This is a genomic window from Pseudomonas sp. N2-3-1-14 (genome assembly GCF_041228395.1).
GTDB lineage: Bacteria > Pseudomonadota > Gammaproteobacteria > Pseudomonadales > Pseudomonadaceae > Aquipseudomonas.
Genome location: NZ_CP166199.1, coordinates 3,364,850 through 3,385,089, shown reverse-complemented (window position 1 = coordinate 3,385,089; position 20,240 = coordinate 3,364,850). Strand labels below are relative to the sequence as shown.

Genomic DNA, 20,240 nt, shown 5'->3' with positions numbered 1-20,240 from the left:
CACCTGGTACGGAAGAGGCGTAGGGGAGGGACAGCAAAATGCAAAGCATGGCTTGGAACATAGGCCGGGATCGCGCCGGTCGCAACCGGGCGGTCCGTTGGATGTCTTTTTTTGGCGCATGAGCGCGTGTTGACGTTTAAACGCTGCGCGTCAAAACCTGCTGCAACCGCTCTATAACGCCAGTGCTGGCGGTTTGCATCGGTGCGCGCAGCTCACTGGCGATCAAGCCTTGCATCGCCAGCGCAGCCTTTACCGGCGTGGGGTTGGGCTCCATGAACAGGGTGTTGATCAGGGGCATTAACCTGAAAAAAGTCGCCCTGGCCTCGGTGAGCTGGTTGTCGCGTACCTGCTGGTACAGCGCCACGAAGTCTTCGGTGTGCACATGGGCCGAGGCTGCAATCGCACCACTGGCGCCCTGGCACAGCGCGTTGAAGATTTGAAGATCCTCGCCACACAACACCTCCACGTCGCCACTGGCGAGCAGCGCCAAGGTAGTCGCCAGGTTGCCGCCGCAGTCTTTGATCGCGACGATTCGCGTGTGCTTGACGATGTTCAGCAAAGTGGCCTGTTCGAAGGTCACGCCGGTGCGGTAGGGAATGTCATAGAGAATGATCGGCACACTGGAGGCGTCGGCCACCGTGCGGAAAAACGCTTCAAGGCCGGCCTGGGAGGGGCGGATATAGCTGGGCGCCGGCACCAGCAAGCCGGCCACCGGGCGTTTGAGGATTTCGCTCTGGAACTGCAGCAGTTCACGCTGGTTGTTGCCCGCCAGGCCCATCACCACGCGCTGCGCCGGCACGACTTGCAGCACCGCATCCAGCACGGCCAGTTGTTCCTGACGGCTCAGTGACGCGGCTTCTCCGGTGGTGGTGCAGACCATGATGCCGGCCACGTGCTTTTCCAGCAGGTGGCTGACCAGCCGGCGCAGGCCGATGAAGTCGATGGCGCCGTCATGAAACGGCGTGACCACGGGAACCCAGATACCTTGAAACGATGACATGCACTTTCTCCTGATGGTTGACCGCTGGAGTCACCGTCAGAAGGGCAGAGGGATTGTGCAAAGGGAGGGAGGTCCGTCGCGCTCAATGTCCTGTCAGCTCATCTGACGGGACAGCGCGCCCCGGTCACATGAGCGACTGTTTCTTCGATTTGAGGGCGTGCGCCACGCAACCTTGCGCCTTGGCAATCAAGCCAATGGCACAAAGGTTAACGAAAGACGATGCAGACATGCGCTGACACACCCTGAATAAGGCCTCCATCTTCAGCGGACGTGACGGAATGTGTCAACCCCGCTTCAGCTGCTCACGCACAAATGCTGCGACCTCGGCGGCCAGCTCCGCATCTTCCGGTGCGCCCATGAAACCGCCGTGGGGCATGGCTTCGAACACATGCAACTGCGCCGTTACCCGCGCCTGGCGCAAGGCGCGGTGCAGGCGCACGGTGTTGGACAGGAACAGATCACGGGTGCCGCTCTGCAGAAAAGTTGGCGGGAAACCCTGGGTGAAATCGCCAAACAGCGGTGACAGGTACGGGTGAGACAAGTCCGCACCGTTGGCATACAACAGATTGACGTTCATCAAAGGATTGGGCAGCACCACGTCGACGGTCCGGTTGACCTGGAAGCTGTCGCCGGACTCGGTGAGGTCGACTTCCGGCGACAGCAACACCAGCGCGGCTGGCAATGGCAAACCTTCGTCACGCGCACGCAACACCATGGCGGCCGCAAGGTTGCCGCCCGCTGAGCGGCCACCGATCACGATCTGTTGCGGCGCGTGTTGCTTGAGAACGTGCCGATAGACAGCCAGGCAGTCATCCAGCGCTGCGGGGTAGGGATGATCGGGCGGCATGCGGTAGTCCACGCCATAGCAGATCACGTCGTGCAGGTCGGCTTGTCTGCCGGCCGCGAGGCGGCAGTTTTGGCCGCCGCCGAACACCAGCGCGCCGCCGTGCAGGTCAATGTAGGCAAAGGGCGTGGCAGACGCCGGTGTGGCGACATGCACGCTGGCGTTTTCAACCCTGATGGTGTGCAGGCTGGCCCGCAGCGACGCCGCTTGCCCCGCGTTGGTGCTGGCGTAGTTCTGGGCCACGGCGGCCTGCAGACGGCGCCAGCCGTCATGGTCCTCGGGCGTGGGCATCGCGTGCAGTGCATTGAGGGGCACACCGTCAGCCCCGACCAGGCGTTGCAGTGTGGCCTGCGCTTGAGGGCTGATGGACTGCGGCACTGGGATCGTGCGAGGGTCAAGTTTGACGCCGTGGTTCATAGGCTTGCAGCTCGCATTCGACGACTTTGGGGGCAGGATGCCAGAACGTGGGCCGGTGTGGCGAGCGGGCTTGCCCCGCGTTGGGCTGCGCAGCAGCCCCAGAACCTGCTAATGGAATCTGTCAGTTATACCGAGGCGGTTGAATTGGGAGCGCTTCGCACTCCAACGCGGGGCAAGCCCGCTCGCCACAATAAGCCCGCTCGCGAGGACAAGCCCACTTGCTACACGAGTCAGCGCCCGGCCACTGCAGCCTCAATGGCGGCCACATCGATTTTGGTCATGGTCATCATCGCGTCAAAGGCGCGCTTGGCGATCACCGGGTCGGGGTGGGTGACTGCGTCGGTCAGTACGCGCGGGGAGATCTGCCACGACAGGCCCCACTTGTCCTTGCACCAGCCGCATGCGCTGGCCTGGCCACCGTTGTCGATGATTGCGTGCCAATAACGGTCGGTTTCGGCCTGATCGTCCGTCGCCACCTGGAAGGAAAACGCTTCGGTATGAGGGAACGCAGGCCCCGCATTCAGACCGAGGCAGGGAAGGCCCAAGACCGTGAACTCGACCGTCAGCACGTCGCCCTGTTTGCCTGCCGGATAGTCGCCGGGCGCACGGTGCACGGCCTGCACAACGCTGTCCGGGAAGACTGAAGTGTAGAACGTCGCGGCGTCCAGGGCGGTACCGTTGTACCAGAGGCACAGGGTATTTTTGCGGGTCATGTCGGCTCTCCACAGGCTTGCCGGTCTGTGGAGTGTAGACACTGGCGCGCAATCGCCCGGCAGAACTGCCGGGCGGTGCTGTTACAGAATGCTGTAGTCCCTGACCACGCCATTGTTGAGGTGGATGTTCAGGCGGCGGCTCTGTTGCTGCGGTGCAAGGTTGTCGATGGCGGTGCGCCGGGTGTCGAGGGCATTGTCGTAGGTATTGCCGGGGATACGGTTGGAGACCAGCCCGAGCAAGTGGCGCATGGACGCGTTCTGGGTGGTGGAGGGCGCGTAGTTCCAGGTTTCGGTGCCGTCGGATGAAATCGACTGGTCCTGCGGTTCGCCATACAGGGCTTTGAGCTGTTGGGAGGTGGTCTTGCCAGAAATGATGTGCGTCCTGACATACGTGGTGTCGAACAGCGAAATATCCGGCCCGGCTTTGCCCTGAATACCCGGCAATGACAGGTTGTTCAAGCTGCTGAGGCCGTTGACGCCATTGGCGCAACCCGTCAGCAAGAGGGCGGTGGCAAGCGTTGCGATAACAGTACGACGGGCCATGATTTTCTCCGTTTAGTCAGGGCTCTGGAACGTCGGCCAATCATAAAACGGTGAAAAATACGCGGAGAAAATCTTCCTGTCTGCGCGTCTCAATGACTTGCCTGGGAGTCTCAGACCGCGTTCATCTGCCCCAGGATGTTGCGTAACGAGAACCCGGTGTGGCGGCTCACGCGCTCCGGTGCCTGGGCAGCGGCGCTCAACTCCCGGGCCTCGCGCGGCGAATAGCCAAAGGCTTGCTTGAAGGTGCGGCTGAAGTGCGCATCACTCTTGAAGCCGAACTGGAAGGCCAGCCCCGACACCCGCTGCCGCGCGCCGGTATCACTCTGGATAATCACCCGCGCGCGGTTCAACCGGCGCTGCTGGATATATGCCGACACGCCGGATTCCTGGCTGAACACCCGATACAGTTGCGCCCGCGAAATACCCAAGTGTTTGCACAGGAAAACCGGGGACAATTCCGGGCTGCGCAGGTGCTGTTCAATCAAGCGCCGGGCGCGGTTGAACAGGGTGTGGTCGATCGCTTGCTCGGCGGTTTGCAGGTTGGCCACTGTCGGCGCCAAAGCTGCCGATACCATGGCCAGCGTCGCCTGTTGGGCGTGCGGGATTTCATCGGGTGTCAGGCGCGGCAGGCGCTGTTGCAACGCGCGCATATGGTCTGCGAGCAGCTCGCTCAAGCCGCCCTGCAGCACCTGGCCATGCACGTCTTTGTAGCCGAGGCTTTGCGCCAGCAAGTCGCGAGGAATGGTGAGGATCACGGTATCGCCAGCCGTGATCAGGCAATCGAGTTCACGGGCCAGGTCCAGCATGTAAATCTGCGCGTTACCCGCCGCCAGCGTGGTGCGGCCTGCTGTGCCATTAATCGTGTGAGTCAGGCCCAGGCAGAGGTAGTAGTGGTCGAGGCTGTCACGGCGAATCATTTGTGTGGAGCGCTTGACCCGATACGGCACAGGCTCCCCGGCACCGTCCCAGGCACCGCAGCCCATCAATAACGAACCCAGGTAACCGGTGGCCAGGCGGTAATTGAAGGCGGCGGATTCAGGCTCGCTGATGGTGATATCGAAGATCGCATTCACTTCCTCGCGCCACACTTCAAAGCGTTGGCGCGGCGGGTAGGGTTGGGTGGTAAAGGTGAAAAGCGGGTTCTCCACAAGCGGCTCCATCCATTAAAGCTGTTGTTTGATCGCCGCCTTATCGATCACGGACCACACGTGCGCGATCTTCCCGTCGACGAATTCGTAGAATACGTTCTCATCGAAGGTCACCGTCTTGCCGTTGATCGGCAAGCCGAAAAATTCACCTTTGGGCGTGACGTGGAAGTTCAACCGGCTGGCGACGGTGGGCGGATCCGCGACCAGCAGTTGGATGCGGAACACCAGGTCGGGGATCTCGCGAAAGTCCCGCTCCAGCATCGCGCGGTAGCCGGCAAGGCCGACGGGGGTGGCGTTGTAGGTTACCTGCGGGTGCACGAAATCGCCGAGGCGCTCCCAGCCCTGGCGGTTGAGGCAGTCGATATACCCTCGGTAAAGGTCGGCGAGCTGGTTTCGGGTCATGGCGTGTTCTCCTTTTTGAAAAGCACTCATCGACTTTGCCCTTGTGTGTGCCTACGGCGCGCTGGTTATATCACCCAGCAATTGCCCAAGCCCTTGCGGCGTTGAATAGAGGGCTTCCAGCGCCGCGACGTCGGCCAGTTGTTCTGCGGACAAGGCTTTTTCCTCACGCTCAAGCTGGCCGCGTAAATAGTCCTCGTACTCGGACAGCTTTTGATTCAGCGCCACGCGCACGAGGCCGCATGCCTTGAGCTTGTTAGGTTCAAAGCCCTTTCCCATATCCACATGCATGGCGAGGGTCGCCGTCGCGACAGCGTACCCTTGTGTCGCGGCCTTGAGCAGCCATCGGTTCGCCGTCGGATAGTCTGCCGGCACTGCACCGCTGCTGCTGTACAGATAACCAAGCATGTACTGCGCTTTGGCCCGGCCCGCGTCGCCAGCGCGGGTATACCACCCAATGGCGGCGGGTACGTCTTTGGGAGTGCCGATGCCATTCAGGTTGGCCATCCCGAGCCATTCGTACGCTTCGCTATTGCCTGAGTGGGCAGCCTGGGTCAGCAGCTGGATGCCTTGCTGAGGGTTTTTCGGCGTGCCTACGCCCGTGAAATAAAAGGTCGCCAACAGCGTTTGGCCCTCAGCATCGCCACGCGCACTGGCTTTGCGCGCCCAGAAGAATGCCTTGCGGTCGCTTTGCTCAACGCCAATGCCTCTGAAATAGGCGTCGGCAAGCCGTTGCTGGGCGCGGGCATGACCTTGCAGCGCAGCCTTGCGATACCACACCGCGGCTTGAGCGCTATCGCGCGGCATTTCCACGCCGCCATAGTTTGCATCCCCCAAAAAAAACTGGGCTTCAGAGTTGCCTTTCTCGGCTGATAGCGTGATCCACTCCAGGCCCTTGCGGTGATCAACGGCCACACCGCGCCCGAAAAAGTAAAAAAAGCCGGTTTTGAACTGTGCGAAGGTCTCGCCTTTTTCCGCCGCGCGCAAATACCACTCTGCGGCCTTGACCGGGTTTTTATCGACGATGATGCCTTCGTCGTAGAAGGCGCCAATCAACAGTGTGGGGCTGTGGGGGCTGCGCCACAGACTGATCGCCAAGGCGACCAAGCAATAGGCCAGCAGGCCAAAGCACAGTAAAGCGAGGGGTAGGGCGAAGCGGCGCAATATCGAATCCATTCGTGAGGTGCAGGTGGGCAGTGTAGCGGCGCTTGCGAGCGATGGCATCACTCGCTGTTTCGCAGCGACCTCAAGCGCGACGCGCCATCAACAGCACCGTTGCCGCTGCCGACAACAACCCCGCGCAGCATCGATTGAAAATTCGTTTACCGCGCGGCTCGGCAAACCAGCGACGCATGTGCAGGCCCATGTAGGCATAGGCGCTGATGGCGATCCATTCCAGCACCAGGAACATCGCGCCCAGCAGCGCAAATTGTGGCGTGATCGGCTGGCCTGGCACCACGAACTGCGGCAGGAAGGCCGTGAAGATCAAGATAGCCTTTGGGTTGCCCGCGGCCACCAGAAACTCCTGACGCGCCAACGCCCATAACCCCACCTTTTCCGTCGCCGATTCAGCCTCTGTCTGCGGATTAGCCCGCCACAACTGAAACGCCAGATAAAACAGATACGCCGCGCCCAGAATCTTGATCGCGTAAAACAACAACTCCGAGGTTTGCAGCACCACCGCCAGGCCCGCCGAGGCGAGGGCGATCATGCCGGCGAAGGCCAGTAAGCGGCCAACACCGGCGAGGCAAGACGTGCGATAGCCGTAGCGGGTGGCGTTGCTGACCGACAGCAAGTTGTTCGGGCCTGGCGCCATGTTCAGGGCGAAGCAGGCGGGGAGGAAGAGGGCGAGCGTGGCAAGGTCCATGGCGGCTCCGGGTTGGGCGGGGAGCGTTGAGGATAAGGGCAGTTGAGGCGGCTGGACAATCCGCGCGTTGCAGTGAAGGACACAAGCGGACCGGCCTATGCCAATAGCGAGCATTACAATCCGGCATAAATGTTAGTTCCTAGTGGTTGTCCCGGCAGGGCGCACACGTCACGGTGGCTGAAAGGGCACCGGCTTTTCGCGATGGCGGGCAGACTATCGACGTGCGGGGTGCGGGCCGTGTTGTCGTGCAGCGCATGGGCCTGGAGGAACCGATTCGGGCGAATACAACCCACGAACAAGGCATCGCGTTCGTTGACCGCAACGACCGGACAAAAGCTTTCATCGGCGTGAACGGCTTTGACGGCGCAGGGCCGATCGCTGAACTGGAGATGCTGCGTGGCGAACTCGCCAAGCTGTTGATCCAGCACAGCAAGGACCGGGTCACATACCGGTTTGGCGACAGCGTTGAAAACCTGCACGAAGATGGCCAGCAGGTGCATGTGCGCTTTGCACAAGGTACCGAGCAGGTTTTCGACCTGCCGCGTGAGCCAAGCGATGGCCATATCATGCGCTGGTACAACAGGCTCAAGCGCAAGGCGTGCCCAAATGTGCGCCGCGGTTGGCGTCACCTCAGTCACGCGTTGCAATAGCGCTCGGCCACGCCGTGTTGCGGCTGGCGACAGCGTCTGGTTTTAAAAAGCTGCTCGGCAGGTTTCTTTCCCCCAACGCTGACGCCATTGACCTGTCGGACTATGCCCTGAAAGGTCAACTCAAATGAGTGACCTTCTTTGAGGTGTATAGGCGTATGGTGGTTTATACCCTCATGGCAGGCATTCAACATGGACAGCAGTTTAGGCGGGCGCTTAAAGGAAGAGCGCAAAAGGCTTTTACTCTCCCAGCACGATTTTGGTGTGATAGGGGGTGTGGCCGAAAACGCACAGGGCCACTATGAAAGGGGCGAGAGGCTGCCCAAATCGGACTATCTGATGGCGATCCGTCGCAGAGGGGTCGATGTGCTGTATGTGCTGAGCGGCGAGCGTTCGCACATGAGCGCGGATGACCTCACGGTGGAAGAAACCGAAGTCGTCAATCAGTACCGCACGCTGCACGAGGCGGATCAGGGGGCGATTGCTCAGATCACCTCCTCATTGTCCCGAGACTCATGACTTCATTGATGAAACCTGCGCCCCAAGGCATCCAGGCGTACCGCAATCGGCGGTAACCGTTCACTGCTGCGGGCCAGCGTCTCCACATCATCCGCGGTGCTTTGCGCAATGCTCTGCACCGCTTGCAAGCGCCCGACAATCTCCAGGTTGGCCGTGGACTGCTCGCGCGTGGTGCTCACAATTCGCCCATTCAGTGCGTCGATGCGCGCGATATCGGCGCCTACCGCTTGCAGCATCTGTACCGCCAACTGGCTGTCTTGTACGCAACGCTCTACGCCTTGCTGGCTGTCATGCATTGCCTCGACGGCCTGACGGCTGCCGTGTTGCAAGCCTTCGATGATCTGTTTGATTTCCTGGGTGGACACCGCCGTGCGCTGGGCCAGGCTGCGCACTTCATCGGCGACCACGGCAAACCCCCGGCCTTGCTCGCCGGCGCGCGCGGCTTCGATGGCGGCGTTGAGCGCGAGCAGGTTGGTCTGGTTGGCGATGCTGCTGATCACTTCGAGCACCGAGCCGATCTGCTCGGCCTGCGCCGCGAGGTCTTGCACGGTGGAGTGGGTGCCGTGAATGCGTGAAGCCAGTTGGCTGATTTCATGCTGGGCGCGGCCGACGCTTTCCTGGCCGCGCACGATTTGTTGGCTGGCTTGGCCGGCGTGCTCGACAGCCTGTTCAACGTGCACGGTGATGTGGCCCATGGCGTCTTCCATGCGCTGCATCGAGCCGGTCATCTGGGTGATTTCTGCCAACTGATGGCGTGCGCCTTTTTCCAGGGTGCCGCTGGCACTGGCCAGTTCCTGGCCGAGTTGGCCAAGGCCCTGGGAGTCGCGGGTCACGCCGTCGATCAGGTGGGTGATTTGCTGCAGGAAGTGGTCGAAGCGCTTGGCCAGGGAAACGTGCACTTTGCCTTCACCCTGGGCAGTTTCGACGGTGAGCTGGGTGGTCACGGCGAGCATTTTCTCGAGCATTTCCTGGCTTTCGACCGCCTCACGCTGGCTGTGAATGGCCAGGTAGAGCAGGGCGACGGTCTCCATCACCACGTAAAAGGCGTGGACGAACACCATGCTCCAGCCGCCGTGGTGTTCCATCACAAACACCGGGAAGCCTTGATGTTGCAAGGCGTGGAAGACCACGTGATGCACGGCGATCGTTGCCGCCGCGACCAGGATCGGCAGCCAGTCGCGGTAGAACGTCAGCACCGCCAGCAACGCGAAAATGCCGAAGTGTGATTCGATCACGCCTTGCGCCTGGTTGATGTGCAGGGCGGCCATTACCATCAAGCCGGCGCCCAGCAGGCAGCGCATCAAACGTGTCCCGCCGAGGGCGCGATAGAGCACCGTCAGCACCACACTGGTGCCTGCGCCCACGGTCAATGCCTGAAGCCAGGTGTCGTGCCAGAACGCCAGCCCGAGTGAGAACAGAAACATCAGCCAGACCAACGCCAGCATGATGCGATCGGCCTTGCGGTAGTGCTCTAGAAAACGCGGGCGGGTGGGCATTCACTCTTACTCCATGTGTTCGGCGGGTAATAGGCAAGCATGCGGCGTGCCACGACGGGCCGCCGGTGGAGTGAAGCAGGTATTCGTGTGTTTTTTGATTCAGGGATGCCAAAACGTTATCGGCATCCTTGAACGGGACTTTAAGAACGGCTACCCGAACGGATAGCCGAGGCTGCGATGATGATCAGAAGGTGTACTTGGCGGTCAGCATCATGTTGCGTGGGTTGCCGTACGCGTCACCGCCGTAGCTCACCGAGTTGGCGATGGTCGAGTAGTAGCGACGGTCGAAGATGTTGTTGGCGTTGAGCTGCAAGTCCAGGTGCTGGTTGACCTGGTAGCCGGCCATCAGGTCGGTGACGGCATAGCTGCCCTGTTTGAGCCGGTATTTACTGCCGTCCGCGAGGGCAAGGTCGTTGTACATGCGGCTCTGCCAGGAGACGTTGCCGCCCACGCGGAATTTTTCCAGCGGGCCCTGAAGGTTGTAGCGCGTGGTCAGTTTGAACAGCTGTTCTGGCGTGTCGGTGTCGTACTGCTTGTTGACCTTCTGCGGGTTGGCATCATCCTTGATGGTGTGCGTACGGGCGTAGGTGTAGCCACCGCCAACCTGCCAATTCTCGGTTAACGCGCCTTGCAGTTCGACGTCGATACCCTCGCTGCGAATTTCGCCGGAGGCTTCGTTGCAGGAGGCCTGCGGGCAGTTCGGCACGAACACTTGCACCGCCCGGTTTTCCTGGTCGACGCGGAACAGCGCCAGGCTCGCATTCAGCGCGCCGCCCAGGTATTCGCCCTTGATGCCGACCTCGTAGTTCTTGCCGACAATCGGCTTGACCGGCTTACCGGACGTGTCCTTTTCACTCTGCGGCGTGAAGATGTCGCTGTAGCTGACGTAGACCGAGTGATGGTCGTCCAGCTCATAGATCAAACCTGCGTAGCGGGTGAGATTGCGGGTGACATGATAGTCACCGTCGCCGTCACGGTTGTCGTAGTCATACCAGTCAAGGCGCCCGCCGAGGATCAGCTTCAACGGGTCGGCCAGGCTCAGGCGCGTGGTGACGTAGACGCCATCCTGAGTGGTGACTTCGCGCTGGTTGTCGGTGTGCACAAAGTCCGGCTTGCCGGCGGTGAGTGGCCAGTTGGTGTCGTACGGGCTGTAGCTGTGGGTGGTCAGGTCGTAGATGCGCTTGCTGGCGCCCACCACCAGTTCATGGGTACGCCCGAACGCCTGGAAAGGGCCGCTGGCAAAGGCGTCGATGCCGGCCTGGTTTTCATCGTAGGCCGCCTGGTAGACCGTGCGGGCTGGGGTGTTGTTGACCCAGCGCGACTGGTAAGAGCCTGAAAACAACGCGTTCTGTTCGGCGTAGTTGGCGTTGACTTGAAGGCTCCAGTCGTTGGCCAGGCGCTGACGCAGCTCGGCGAACACCGTGTTGATTTCCTGGTCCTTGTTCTCCCAGCGGGTGCCGGGGTTGTAGGAGCGCGGCAGGTCCAGGTGATGGCCGTCCTGACCGACCATCGCCGATCCCCAGAAGTAGTTGGTCTTGTCCTTCTGGTTGGAGAAACCCAGGGTCAGGGTGGTGTCTTCGCTCAAATCCGCTTCGGTGACGGCGTAGAACAGGCCGTGATCTTCCTGGACTTTATCGATGAAACTGTTGGCATCACCGTAAGAAGTGACCACCCGGCCGCGCAATGTGCCGCTGTCGTTGAGCGGGCTGGAAGCGTCCAGCTCGCCACGGTAATTGTCCCAGCTGCCGGCGGCGCCGGTGAGGGTGACTTTCTGCTCGTCCAGCGGTCGCTTGCGGATCAGGTTGATGGCGGCTGAAGGGTTGCCGGCACCGGTGACCAGACCTGTTGCGCCGCGCACTACCTCGACGCGGTCGAACATGGCCAGGTTCGGCTGGGCGCCGACCGTGACCCCGTTGTAGCCGCTGGGAATACCGTCATACATCAGGTTGTCGATGTCGAAACCGCGCGAGGTGTACGACTGCCGGCCAGGGCCGTTGGAGAAATTCAGGAACAACCGGGCGTGGCCTTGACCACGTCGTTGATGCTGGTCATCGCCTGGTCATCCATACGCTGTCGCGTGATGACGGTGACGGCCTGTGGGGTTTCGCGCATCGTCAGTGGAAGTTTGGTTGCCGTGGCCATCGAGCCGGTGGTGTAGGACGGGCTGCCTTCGGTGGTCGCGCCGAGTTGCTGCTCGGTGTTGATCTGCGTTGCACCCAACTCGACGACGTCGGCTGGCGGCTGCGTGTCGGCGGCGAAGGCCGCTTGTGAGCTGGCAATACAGATGGCCATCGCGATCAAATTGGGTGAAAAACCTTTACCGCCGTGTTGTTGCACAGACATGAAACCGACTCTCCCGAAAGTGCCGTCCCTAGCGAATAACAAAGATGATGATAATTATTCGCATCAGTGTGTCAGATTGGATCCGAGCAAAAAAGCCTTTGACGTTAAATGCTTAACAAATTTTTCACATTGTCGATTCAGGCTTGTCGCCAGCTCGGGCGACAACAGGTAGCCAATACAGGTGCACAACGCCGGCAGACGGGACACTGGAGTTGTTGCCGTGGCACTGATCAAGGCGCCGTGGGTCATGTTGATGACTGGCGCGCAACTGCCTGGAAGGCACGGTACTGAGCGTCAACGACGGTGCGGTGAACGCCGAAGTGGTGCTCGAATTGGCCGGTGGTTCGAAGGTTTACGCCATCGTCACCCGCGACGCGGTGGGGAGTTGGGTTTGGCGCCAGGCGTCATCGCGACAGCGGTGATCAAGGCCTCGCACGCCATTCTCGGCGTGCCGGCCTGATCAACACACGGTGGCCCGAGTCCATTCGGACCACCGTGTTCAATTGGCAACACTGTTCAAGCCAGAGAGTGCCTTTCCCCTACAGCCGCGCGCTGAGCAGCAAAAACACGCCCCGCCCAAGGTCGGTACCCGCGCCAGGTCGTCGCAATAAGGTCACAGGTGATCGGCGTCGAACACGGCCTTGGCGAACGCTGCCGGGGCTTCCTGCGGCAGGTTGTGGCCGATTCCGCCATTGATCAGGCGAAATTCGTACTTGCCGGTGAAGCGCTTGGCGTAGTCCTCGGGTTGCGTGTGCGGTGCGCCGTTGGCGTCGCCTTCGAGGGTGATGGTCGGCACGCCGATGGTGGGCGACTGGGCCAGTCGCTGTTCCAGCGCGTCGTATTGCGCCTCGCCTTGCACCAAACCCAGGCGCCAACGGTAGTTGAAAACGGTAATAGCGACGTGATCAGGGTTATCCAGGCCTTTGGCGCTGCGTGCGAACGTGGCCTCGTCAAAGGCCCACTTCGGCGAAGCGGTTTGCCAGATCAGCCTGGCAAATTCGTGGGTGTTTTTCTGGTAGCCGGCGGCGCCGCGCTCGGTGGCGAAGTAGAACTGGTACCACCACTGCAATTCCGCCTTGGGCGGCAGCGGTTGCTGGCCGGCAGCCTGGTTGCCGATCAGGTAGCCGCTGACAGACACCAATGCCTTGACCCGCTCCGGCCACAGCGCCGAGACGATATCCGCCGAGCGCGCGCCCCAGTCGTACCCACCGAGTACCGCCTGCTTGATCTTCAGCGCGTCCATGAAGTCGATCACGTCCTGTGCCAACGCCGCCGGTTCACCGTTGCGCAGGGTTTTATCCGACACGAAACGCGTGGCGCCATAGCCGCGGGCATACGGGATCAACACGCGGTAGCCTTTGGCCGCCAGCCGCGGCGCGACGTTGGCGTAACTGTCGATGTCGTAGGGCCAGCCGTGCAGCAGGATCACCACCTGACCGTTGCCCGGGCCAATGTCGGCGTAGGCCACATCGAGCACCCCGGCCTTGACGTGCTTGAGCGCGCCGAAGGCGGACTGGTCATGGCTGGCCGGCGTTGGCGGCTCGGGCATTTCAGCGTGCGCCACGCCCAGGGCGCCGAATGGCAACAAGGCCAATGCCAGAAAAAGCGGACGGTGTTTGGAGCGACGGGTCAACAGAGTGTGCAAGTCGAGCCTCCTGCGGCTGATGGGTGCCTGACACTCAGTTGACCGCTGCGCTGTATCGCGCCTGTTTCAGGAACGGTCTCGGGTTAAACGCTGTGTATCGCCACGCCTGTTGTACACACTGCGATACATAACCGCCCGCGCTACGCGAACACGATCTCATACGGCTCGCGCATGCGCTCCAGCAGTTCCTGGGCGAGCATCGGCGCGAGCCCGATGGCCGGGTCGCCGACCAATTGGCTGGCGTAGGCATGAGCGGCGTGAAGTTTGCGTGCGACGCTCCAGCTGTCCAGACGCACCTTATGTGCTCGCTGCCAAGGCATCATCGCCGCTTCACGCGCCGGACTGTGCCAGGCCCAGATGGGCAGTTCATAAAGCCGCGCGCCGACCAGGCTGCAGGCCTTGGCGCTGGCACGGCCGACGGCGTCGTGGTCGTCATTGCCGTCGTTGCGCCATGTGGTGAACACCACGTCGCCCGGCTGCAGGTAACGTGCAATGAACTGGCTCATCGGCTGTTCACTGCTTGCCAGGGCGTCGTCACGAAAACCGCCGCGAATCCACTTCAAGCTGTGCAGCGGCATGCCCAACCGGCGCAACGCCTCGGCGCTTTCCTGGGGGCGGATCACACTCAGGCGGCTCGCCGGCCATGCGTGAGACCCCGGATGGCTGGCGCTGCCATCGGTGATCGAGATCAGCAGCAGCGGGTGCTCCAGAGTACTGAACAGTTGCAGCAGCCCTCCACACGCCAGCACTTCATCGCCAGGATGCGGAGCAATCACCACCACGCGTGCACCGGGCGGCACCAGCGAAGAAGGAGGGATAGCGGGAATTTGCGCCAACTGTGGCGCGCTGTTCCAGATTTGCGCGGGACCGCGGCGGCCCTCGCTTAGGGAGGCAGGCTTCATGGGTGTCACATCCTTGTCGATTGATGCTGGGCCGTACCCCGTTGACGGGACGACGCTCTTTTTGTTCGCCGCAGACTCCGCTGCGGTGATGCGCGGTACTCCAACCCTGGAATACCGGCAAGGCGCTATCAGCATAGTCAAGGATTCATGGGTTTTACATCGTGAAATGTTGATTTTTTCAGCTGGCCTGCATGAGGCTCTTCAAATAGTCACCAAACCCGCCTTGGGCGCGGCAGTCGAGCCGGCCACTGGTAATCACCTGTGGCGTGTGACTCCAGGCGATGGACGCGCCGCAACGCTCCAGATTGCGCACCAGTTGCACATCTTCGTGGCACGCCAGGGGCTCGAACCCGCCGGCCTGTACATAGGCGCCAGCACTCACGCCCAGATTGGCGCCGTGAACATGCCGATGGCCGTCTCGGGCCTGGTAGGCCTGGGTGTAGCGAATTTTCGCCGCGGGGTCGAAGCCTTCACTCCAGGCGTCCACGGTCACGGTGCCGCACACCGCGTCGACACCCAGCGCCAATTGCGCCACCAGCCAGTCAGGGGCGACGCGGCTGTCGGCGTCCGTGCACGAAATCCAGCGTGCACCTTGATTCAGCAAGTGCCGCGCACCCACACCGCGCACTTGCCCGACATTGCGCGCCTGCACGTGCAGGCTGTGCACCGCATAGGCTTGCACGATCGCCGCACTGCCATCGTTGCAGCTGTCGAGCACGGTGAGGATCTGAACCGCTTCGCCGAGCAGCCCCGGATGGCGGGCAGCAACCAGGGCTGCCTTCAGGCATTCGCCCAGCAACGCTTCTTCGTTATGCACCGGGATCAGAACGCCGATCATCGCAGCCCCTCCAGGGTGGCTACCGAGGTACTGTCGCGACTCCACAGGTCGAGCAGGAAATCACTTTCGTGATGCTGCACCACCGGCGGCATACCCAGCCGTTGCTGCAGCAGGGCATGCACCTGTTCAGCGGTCTGCGGGCACCCTTCAATGCGGGGGCGCCAGTGACAGGCAAGCAGTTGCCCATCTTCGGTCAAGGCGCCAAGGGCGCAGTCAACCAGGCGGTGCAAATCATCGGCATCCAGGTAGTAGCACAGCTCGCTCAACACGATCAGTTCGAACGAGCCGGTCGGCCACTGTTCCGGCAAACGACTTTGCTGCACCTCGGCATGGGGGAACCCCAGCAACCGGGTTTTCGCCAATGCCACTGCGGCACTGGCCGTGTCACAACACACCAGGCGGTCACAGCGCGGCGCCAGTTCGGCGCTCAGCTCGCCGTTGGCGCAACCGGGTTCGAATATCGACGCATAACGCGGGCGAGTCAGTGCCGCCAGGGTCAGCGCGCGTTTGCGCTGTTCGTACCAGCGTTGGCGAAATGCCCAAGGGTCGTCATTGCCGGCAAACAGTTGGTCGAAATACGGCGTGGCCACGCTCATATAAACACCACTTCAAAAGGCTGCAGCAGGCGTTCCACCACATAAGGCGCAAGCACAGGCGGCAGGCCGATCTGCGGGTCGCCCTCCAGCTGGCTGGCAAACGCGTGGATGGCATGCCGCTTACGCGCCACCGTTTCGGGCGTCAGCGGGATTTTGCGCGCGCGGTGCCAGGGCACCTGGCTGTCTTCTGGGGTTGCCCAGTGCCAGGTCCATACCGGCAATTCATACAGGGTCGCGCCGACCGCATGCGCGGCCTTTGCACTGGCGCGGCCGACGGCCTCATGGTCGCAATGCCCATCTTCGCGCCACGTGGTGAACACCACGTCCGTGGGTTTGAGGTAGCGTTGGATGAAGGCGCTCAGCTGTGCTTCCTGCGCCGCCACCTGACTGTCGCTGAATCCTGCGCGCAGCCATTTGAGGCTGTGCAACGGCAAACCCAGGCGGTGCAATGCTTGGGCTGATTCCTGCGGGCGCACCACACTCAGGCGCTCCACCGGCCAGCGCTGGGAGCCCGGATGGCTGGCGCTGCCATCGGTCACCGAAATCAGCTGAATCGGCCGGCCGATGGCTGCCAGGCCTTGCAGCAGGCCGCCGCAACCGAGCACTTCATCGTCCGGATGCGGGGCAATGATGACTGCCCGATGCCCTTCGGGTACCAACTGTTCGACGCTGATGTGCGGCAGTTCGGCCATGTGCGACGAGGCTTGCCACTGATGCAGTGGCGTGCCCTGGCCTACGATCGGATTGGGTTTCATAACTGCCACCTCCCTGTGGGCTGCTCGGCCACCTGTTCGCCCAACGCCGCCAGGTCGCGTTCCGCATGGCTCTGGCGCACGTACACCGGCAGGTCGGCCATCAACTGGGCAAAGTGCGGGTCCCTGCAATAAGGCCCGGCACCTGCCGCACGGCCCACATGGTGGATGACCTGCTCGACGGTATCTTCGATGCAGGCGCGCACCTGCTGCGCCAGCAGCCGTGCATCCGCCCGTGGCGCGCGGTCAACCTGTTCTGCACTGTCACGCAACACACAGGCCGCACTGTTGAGCACGCTGTCCACTGCGCCCAGGTGGGCGAGGGCATGGGGCTCGGGGCGCTTGCTGCATTGCTCGCGCAACACTTCGGCCAGGCGTTGCGCGCCGCCGTACCAGCAGGCGGCAATACCAATCCCGCCTTGCCAGAAGCCAGGGCGGGACAGGTAATCACCCGGCCCGCCGACGGCAATACCCTTGGCCCCGTCGAACACAATCTCGACGCTGCCAGTGGCGGCCATGCCCACGGCGTTCCAGCCTTCATTGGTGACGGTAATGCCCGGCTGATCCATGTCCACGGCAACCAGTTGCTGACGGTCTTCGTCGTCCCAGGCGGTCAGCAAGCCATGACTGACCACCGCCGCCCCGGAACACCAGGCCTTGCGCCCCTCGATGATCAACCGATGGCCATCACGGTGCACGCGCACCTTGGCTGTCGGCGGTTCGGCCGCCCACATGCCCCACAAGCTGCCCAAAGGCGGCAGGGGGCTGTCGAGTTCGGCGATGATCGCTAAGGCATCGGTGTGGCCTTCGAACAATTTGCACAGGCGCAGATCGTGGCCCGCCACCTGGGCCAGACGACTGAATCGCTCCAGCGTCTGGCCACTGCCGGGTAACGGCAGCTGGTCCAGGCCTTCTTCCTGAAGTGCCTTCAGGGCTTGGCCCAAAGCGTGCGTGTCCGCATAGCCCCGGTAGCTTTGAAGGAATCCATGCAACGCCATTTCACACCTCGTCGTGCTGCAGTTCAAACAGCAACAGCGAGCGGCCGGTGACCGCGTACTCGTGCTCGAAATCAAAGCGCTCCTGGCCGCGAACCGCCGGCTCATTGGTGTCGAGCATGCAGGTCCAGAATTCGCCTTCCGGCACCGGTGGCAGGCGGAAATTGACCATGTCGTGGTGGGCGTTGACCACCAGCAGCAACGTCGCATCGCCACCCGGGCGGCGAATCCCGGTTTCCTGGGCGCGGCCATCCATCAGCATGCCCAGGCAACGGCCATGGCTGTCTTGCCACTGTTCGGTGGTCATTTCGTTGCCATCCGGCGCCAGCCAAGTGACATCCTTCACCCCGATGTCTTCGTTGTAGTCACCCACCAGGAAGCGTCCACGGCGCAGGATCGGATACGCCAGGCGCAGCTTGATCAGGCGTTTTACAAACTTGAGCAACGCCTTGCCGTCGTCGTCCAGCTCCCAGTTGACCCAGCCGATCTCGCTGTCCTGGCAGTAGGCATTGTTGTTGCCGTGCTGGGTGCGTGCGAACTCGTCACCGGCCACCAGCATCGGTGTGCCTTGGGCCAAGAGCAGGGTGGCAAAAAAGTTGCGCATCTGACGCAGGCGCAGCGCGTTGATTTCCGGGTCTTCGGTAGGCCCTTCGACGCCATGGTTCCAGGACAGGTTGTTGTTGCTGCCGTCCTGGTTGTTTTCGTCATTGGCTTCGTTGTGCTTGTCGTTGTACGACACCAGGTCGTGCAAGGTGAAGCCATCGTGGGCGGTGATGAAGTTCACCGAGCTGTACGGGCGTCGACCACGCTGGTTGAACATCTCGCCGGACGCCGTCATGCGTGCAGCGAAGTCTGCCAACTGGCCGTCGTCGCCTTTCCAGAACGCGCGCACGGTGTCGCGGAAACGGTCGTTCCATTCCACCCAACCCGGTGGGAATTTGCCCACTTGGTAGCCACCGGGGCCGCAGTCCCAGGGTTCGGCGATCATTTTCACCTGGCGCAGCACCGGGTCCTGGCGGCAGGCCACGAGGAAGCTGTGGCGTTCGTCGAAGCCATCGCGGTAACGGCCCAGAATGGTCGCCAGGTCAAAGCGGAAACCGTCCACGTGCATCTCGGTGGCCCAGTAACGCAAGGAGTCGGTGACCATTTGCAGCACGCACGGGTGGCTCAGGTCCAGGGTGTTGCCGGTGCCGGAATCGTTGATGTAGAAGCGCTTGTCGTCAGGCATCAGGCGATAGTAGGAGGCGTTGTCGATGCCGCGCATGGACAGGGTCGGGCCACGCTCGTTGCCTTCGGCGGTGTGGTTGTAGACCACGTCGAGGATCACTTCCAGCTTGGCTTCGTGCAGGTGCGCGACCATTTCCTTGAACTCGGCGATCTTGCCGCTGGCCAGGTAGCGCGGGTCCGGGGCGAAGAAGGCGATGCTGTTGTAGCCCCAGTAGTTGGTCATGCCTTTTTGCAGCAAGTGCTGGTCGTTGACGAATGCATGCACGGGCAGCAATTCCACCGACGACACACCCAGCTGGCGGATGTGCTTGAGCACGTCATCTTCCATCAGCCCGGCGCAGGTGCCGCGCACCGACTCGCCAACCGAAGGATGGCGCATGCTGATGCCGCGCAGGTGGGTTTCATAAATGATCGTGCGGTCCCATGGCACCCGCACCGGCTGGTCGTTGCCCCAGGTGTGCGCCGGGTCGATGACCTTGCACTTAGGCACGAAGGGCGCGCTGTCGCGTTCGTCGAAACTGAGGTCGTCGTCGGGGTGGCCGATGGTGTAGCCGAACAACGCCTCGGACCATTTGAGTTCGCCCACCAGCTGTTTGGCATAGGGGTCGATCAGCAATTTGTTGTGGTTGAAGCGGTGACCATTGGCCGGGTCATATGCACCGTATACGCGGTAGCCGTAAATCAGCCCAGGGTGGGCGTCGGGCAGGTAACCGTGGAAGGTTTCGTCGGTGTATTCGGGCAGTTCGATACGTTCCAGCTCAACTTCGCCGGTGTCGTCAAACAGGCACAGTTCAACTTTGGTGGCGTTGGCCGAGAACAGCGCAAAGTTGACGCCCAGGCCGTCCCAGGTGGCGCCGAGGGGGAAGGGCAAACCTTCACGAATCCGCGACGGCTCGTTTTCCGGCGTCGGTTGGTTTTTATCTGGTTTGCTCATTGAGTTGCTCCTGCAAGGGTCTTTTTTCGGGCCGAGCGCGACCGTGCTGGCGATCGTTCAGCTGACGCAGTGGATATTCAAAAGGGAACCTCCTGCCGGCAGCGCCGGGAGGAGGCCCGTAAGGTCGTGACGCTTAAGGCTTGGGTTTTTTCGGTGCTGCGGGCTTTTTCGCCGCAGGCGGCGCCGGTTTGCTCGCCGCCGGTGCTGGTGGCTTGGCTTTGGGCGCAGGCTTGGGCGCGGTTTTCGGCTTGGCAGCGGCCTTGGGCTTGCTTGGCGTCAGCGCTTCGGCTTCGGCCAGCTTGCGCGCCATCTCCCAGTGGCGGGTGTCCTCTCCGTGGGGCTTGCCCTCGGATTCCCAGATCTGATGCGCCAACTCGCGAATACGTTTGTCTTCAGTACTCATCACAATGCTCCT

19 protein-coding genes and 2 pseudogenes are annotated in these 20,240 nt (G+C 61.9%); 3 read left to right on the top strand and 18 right to left on the bottom strand.

Annotated features, from left to right (window positions below; all coding sequences use genetic code 11):
• Positions 1-136 precede the first annotated feature (136 nt).
• The 8 genes from dapA to AB5I78_RS15555 form a co-directional block, all read right to left on the bottom strand.
• Entirely contained in the window at positions 137-1,000 is an 864-nt protein-coding gene (gene dapA / locus AB5I78_RS15590; RefSeq protein WP_369303091.1) for a 4-hydroxy-tetrahydrodipicolinate synthase, read from the bottom strand.
• Between the two features lie 283 nt (positions 1,001-1,283).
• A complete protein-coding gene (locus tag AB5I78_RS15585) occupies positions 1,284-2,261 on the bottom strand; it encodes an alpha/beta hydrolase (RefSeq protein WP_369303090.1) in 978 nt (325 codons plus the stop codon).
• 230 nt (positions 2,262-2,491) lie between these two features.
• Positions 2,492-2,974: a VOC family protein gene (locus AB5I78_RS15580; RefSeq protein ID WP_369303089.1), complete on the bottom strand. Its 483-nt coding sequence runs from the start codon at positions 2,972-2,974 to the stop codon at positions 2,492-2,494.
• A gap of 81 nt (positions 2,975-3,055) precedes the next feature.
• Positions 3,056-3,517: a hypothetical protein gene (locus AB5I78_RS15575; protein WP_106579039.1), complete on the bottom strand. Its 462-nt coding sequence runs from the start codon at positions 3,515-3,517 to the stop codon at positions 3,056-3,058.
• A 110-nt stretch (positions 3,518-3,627) separates the two neighbouring features.
• The gene (locus AB5I78_RS15570) at positions 3,628-4,665 is read right to left on the bottom strand and encodes a helix-turn-helix domain-containing protein (protein WP_369303088.1); all 1,038 of its coding nucleotides are present in this window, start codon (positions 4,663-4,665) and stop codon (positions 3,628-3,630) included.
• Between the two features lie 15 nt (positions 4,666-4,680).
• Positions 4,681-5,067, bottom strand: coding sequence for an ester cyclase (locus AB5I78_RS15565; RefSeq protein WP_145161078.1), 387 nt, complete (start codon positions 5,065-5,067; stop codon positions 4,681-4,683).
• A 51-nt stretch (positions 5,068-5,118) separates the two neighbouring features.
• The gene (locus tag AB5I78_RS15560; protein WP_369303087.1) at positions 5,119-6,228 is read right to left on the bottom strand and encodes a hypothetical protein; all 1,110 of its coding nucleotides are present in this window, start codon (positions 6,226-6,228) and stop codon (positions 5,119-5,121) included.
• Positions 6,229-6,310: 82 nt separating this feature from the next.
• Positions 6,311-6,931, bottom strand: a complete 621-nt coding sequence (locus AB5I78_RS15555; RefSeq protein WP_369303086.1) for a LysE family translocator — start codon at positions 6,929-6,931, stop codon at positions 6,311-6,313.
• A gap of 173 nt (positions 6,932-7,104) precedes the next feature.
• Between AB5I78_RS15555 and AB5I78_RS15550 the strand changes: the two genes are divergently transcribed.
• The gene (locus AB5I78_RS15550; protein ID WP_369303085.1) at positions 7,105-7,581 is read left to right on the top strand and encodes a hypothetical protein; all 477 of its coding nucleotides are present in this window, start codon (positions 7,105-7,107) and stop codon (positions 7,579-7,581) included.
• 189 nt (positions 7,582-7,770) lie between these two features.
• Complete coding sequence (locus tag AB5I78_RS15545; protein ID WP_242198143.1) at positions 7,771-8,097, top strand: helix-turn-helix domain-containing protein; 327 nt, start codon at positions 7,771-7,773, stop codon at positions 8,095-8,097.
• A gap of 2 nt (positions 8,098-8,099) precedes the next feature.
• Here the strand turns inward: AB5I78_RS15545 and AB5I78_RS15540 are convergent, their stop codons facing one another.
• Positions 8,100-9,593: a methyl-accepting chemotaxis protein gene (locus AB5I78_RS15540; protein ID WP_315975625.1), complete on the bottom strand. Its 1,494-nt coding sequence runs from the start codon at positions 9,591-9,593 to the stop codon at positions 8,100-8,102.
• A gap of 184 nt (positions 9,594-9,777) precedes the next feature.
• A pseudogene (locus tag AB5I78_RS15535) lies at positions 9,778-11,936 on the bottom strand (TonB-dependent siderophore receptor).
• Between the two features lie 208 nt (positions 11,937-12,144).
• On the opposite strand from AB5I78_RS15535, the pseudogene AB5I78_RS15530 reads away from it, so the two are divergent.
• Positions 12,145-12,396: pseudogene (locus tag AB5I78_RS15530) on the top strand (molybdopterin-binding protein); the annotation flags it as partial.
• A gap of 153 nt (positions 12,397-12,549) precedes the next feature.
• On the opposite strand, the gene AB5I78_RS15525 reads toward AB5I78_RS15530, so the two are convergent.
• From AB5I78_RS15525 to AB5I78_RS15490, 8 genes are all read right to left on the bottom strand, one after another.
• Entirely contained in the window at positions 12,550-13,581 is a 1,032-nt protein-coding gene (locus AB5I78_RS15525; protein WP_369303083.1) for an alpha/beta fold hydrolase, read from the bottom strand.
• A 140-nt stretch (positions 13,582-13,721) separates the two neighbouring features.
• Entirely contained in the window at positions 13,722-14,483 is a 762-nt protein-coding gene (locus AB5I78_RS15520) for a PIG-L deacetylase family protein (protein ID WP_369303082.1), read from the bottom strand.
• A 178-nt stretch (positions 14,484-14,661) separates the two neighbouring features.
• On the bottom strand, positions 14,662-15,321 hold the full coding sequence (locus AB5I78_RS15515) for a glycosyltransferase family 2 protein (protein ID WP_369303081.1): 660 nt from the start codon (positions 15,319-15,321) through the stop codon (positions 14,662-14,664).
• Positions 15,318-15,917, bottom strand: coding sequence for an SAM-dependent methyltransferase (locus AB5I78_RS15510; protein ID WP_369303080.1), 600 nt, complete (start codon positions 15,915-15,917; stop codon positions 15,318-15,320). Before AB5I78_RS15510 ends, AB5I78_RS15515 begins: the two co-directional genes overlap by 4 nt.
• Positions 15,914-16,672 carry a PIG-L deacetylase family protein gene (locus tag AB5I78_RS15505; protein WP_262210924.1) on the bottom strand — a complete coding sequence of 253 codons (759 nt, stop codon included), beginning with the start codon at positions 16,670-16,672 and terminating at the stop codon, positions 15,914-15,916. The genes AB5I78_RS15510 and AB5I78_RS15505 overlap by 4 nt, the downstream gene beginning before the upstream one ends.
• Positions 16,669-17,667, bottom strand: coding sequence for an acyl-CoA dehydrogenase family protein (locus AB5I78_RS15500; protein WP_369303079.1), 999 nt, complete (start codon positions 17,665-17,667; stop codon positions 16,669-16,671). Before AB5I78_RS15500 ends, AB5I78_RS15505 begins: the two co-directional genes overlap by 4 nt.
• A 1-nt stretch (position 17,668) precedes the next feature.
• Positions 17,669-19,825 carry a glycogen debranching protein GlgX gene (gene glgX, locus AB5I78_RS15495; RefSeq protein ID WP_145161049.1) on the bottom strand — a complete coding sequence of 719 codons (2,157 nt, stop codon included), beginning with the start codon at positions 19,823-19,825 and terminating at the stop codon, positions 17,669-17,671.
• A gap of 133 nt (positions 19,826-19,958) precedes the next feature.
• Positions 19,959-20,228: a DUF2934 domain-containing protein gene (locus AB5I78_RS15490; protein ID WP_106579064.1), complete on the bottom strand. Its 270-nt coding sequence runs from the start codon at positions 20,226-20,228 to the stop codon at positions 19,959-19,961.
• Between the last annotated feature and the right edge of the window lie 12 nt (positions 20,229-20,240).

Coding starts and splice junctions, on each gene's coding strand:
- dapA (WP_369303091.1), bottom strand. CDS start 1,000: ATGTCATCGTTTCAAGGTATCTGGGTTCCCGTGGTCACGCCGTTTCAT.
- AB5I78_RS15585 (WP_369303090.1), bottom strand. CDS start 2,261: ATGAACCACGGCGTCAAACTTGACCCTCGCACGATCCCAGTGCCGCAG.
- AB5I78_RS15580 (WP_369303089.1), bottom strand. CDS start 2,974: ATGACCCGCAAAAATACCCTGTGCCTCTGGTACAACGGTACCGCCCTG.
- AB5I78_RS15575 (WP_106579039.1), bottom strand. CDS start 3,517: ATGGCCCGTCGTACTGTTATCGCAACGCTTGCCACCGCCCTCTTGCTG.
- AB5I78_RS15565 (WP_145161078.1), bottom strand. CDS start 5,067: ATGACCCGAAACCAGCTCGCCGACCTTTACCGAGGGTATATCGACTGC.
- AB5I78_RS15555 (WP_369303086.1), bottom strand. CDS start 6,931: ATGGACCTTGCCACGCTCGCCCTCTTCCTCCCCGCCTGCTTCGCCCTG.
- AB5I78_RS15545 (WP_242198143.1), top strand. CDS start 7,771: ATGGACAGCAGTTTAGGCGGGCGCTTAAAGGAAGAGCGCAAAAGGCTT.
- AB5I78_RS15540 (WP_315975625.1), bottom strand. CDS start 9,593: ATGCCCACCCGCCCGCGTTTTCTAGAGCACTACCGCAAGGCCGATCGC.
- AB5I78_RS15520 (WP_369303082.1), bottom strand. CDS start 14,483: ATGAAGCCTGCCTCCCTAAGCGAGGGCCGCCGCGGTCCCGCGCAAATC.
- AB5I78_RS15515 (WP_369303081.1), bottom strand. CDS start 15,321: ATGATCGGCGTTCTGATCCCGGTGCATAACGAAGAAGCGTTGCTGGGC.
- AB5I78_RS15510 (WP_369303080.1), bottom strand. CDS start 15,917: ATGAGCGTGGCCACGCCGTATTTCGACCAACTGTTTGCCGGCAATGAC.
- AB5I78_RS15505 (WP_262210924.1), bottom strand. CDS start 16,672: ATGAAACCCAATCCGATCGTAGGCCAGGGCACGCCACTGCATCAGTGG.
- AB5I78_RS15500 (WP_369303079.1), bottom strand. CDS start 17,667: ATGGCGTTGCATGGATTCCTTCAAAGCTACCGGGGCTATGCGGACACG.
- glgX (WP_145161049.1), bottom strand. CDS start 19,825: ATGAGCAAACCAGATAAAAACCAACCGACGCCGGAAAACGAGCCGTCG.
- AB5I78_RS15490 (WP_106579064.1), bottom strand. CDS start 20,228: ATGAGTACTGAAGACAAACGTATTCGCGAGTTGGCGCATCAGATCTGG.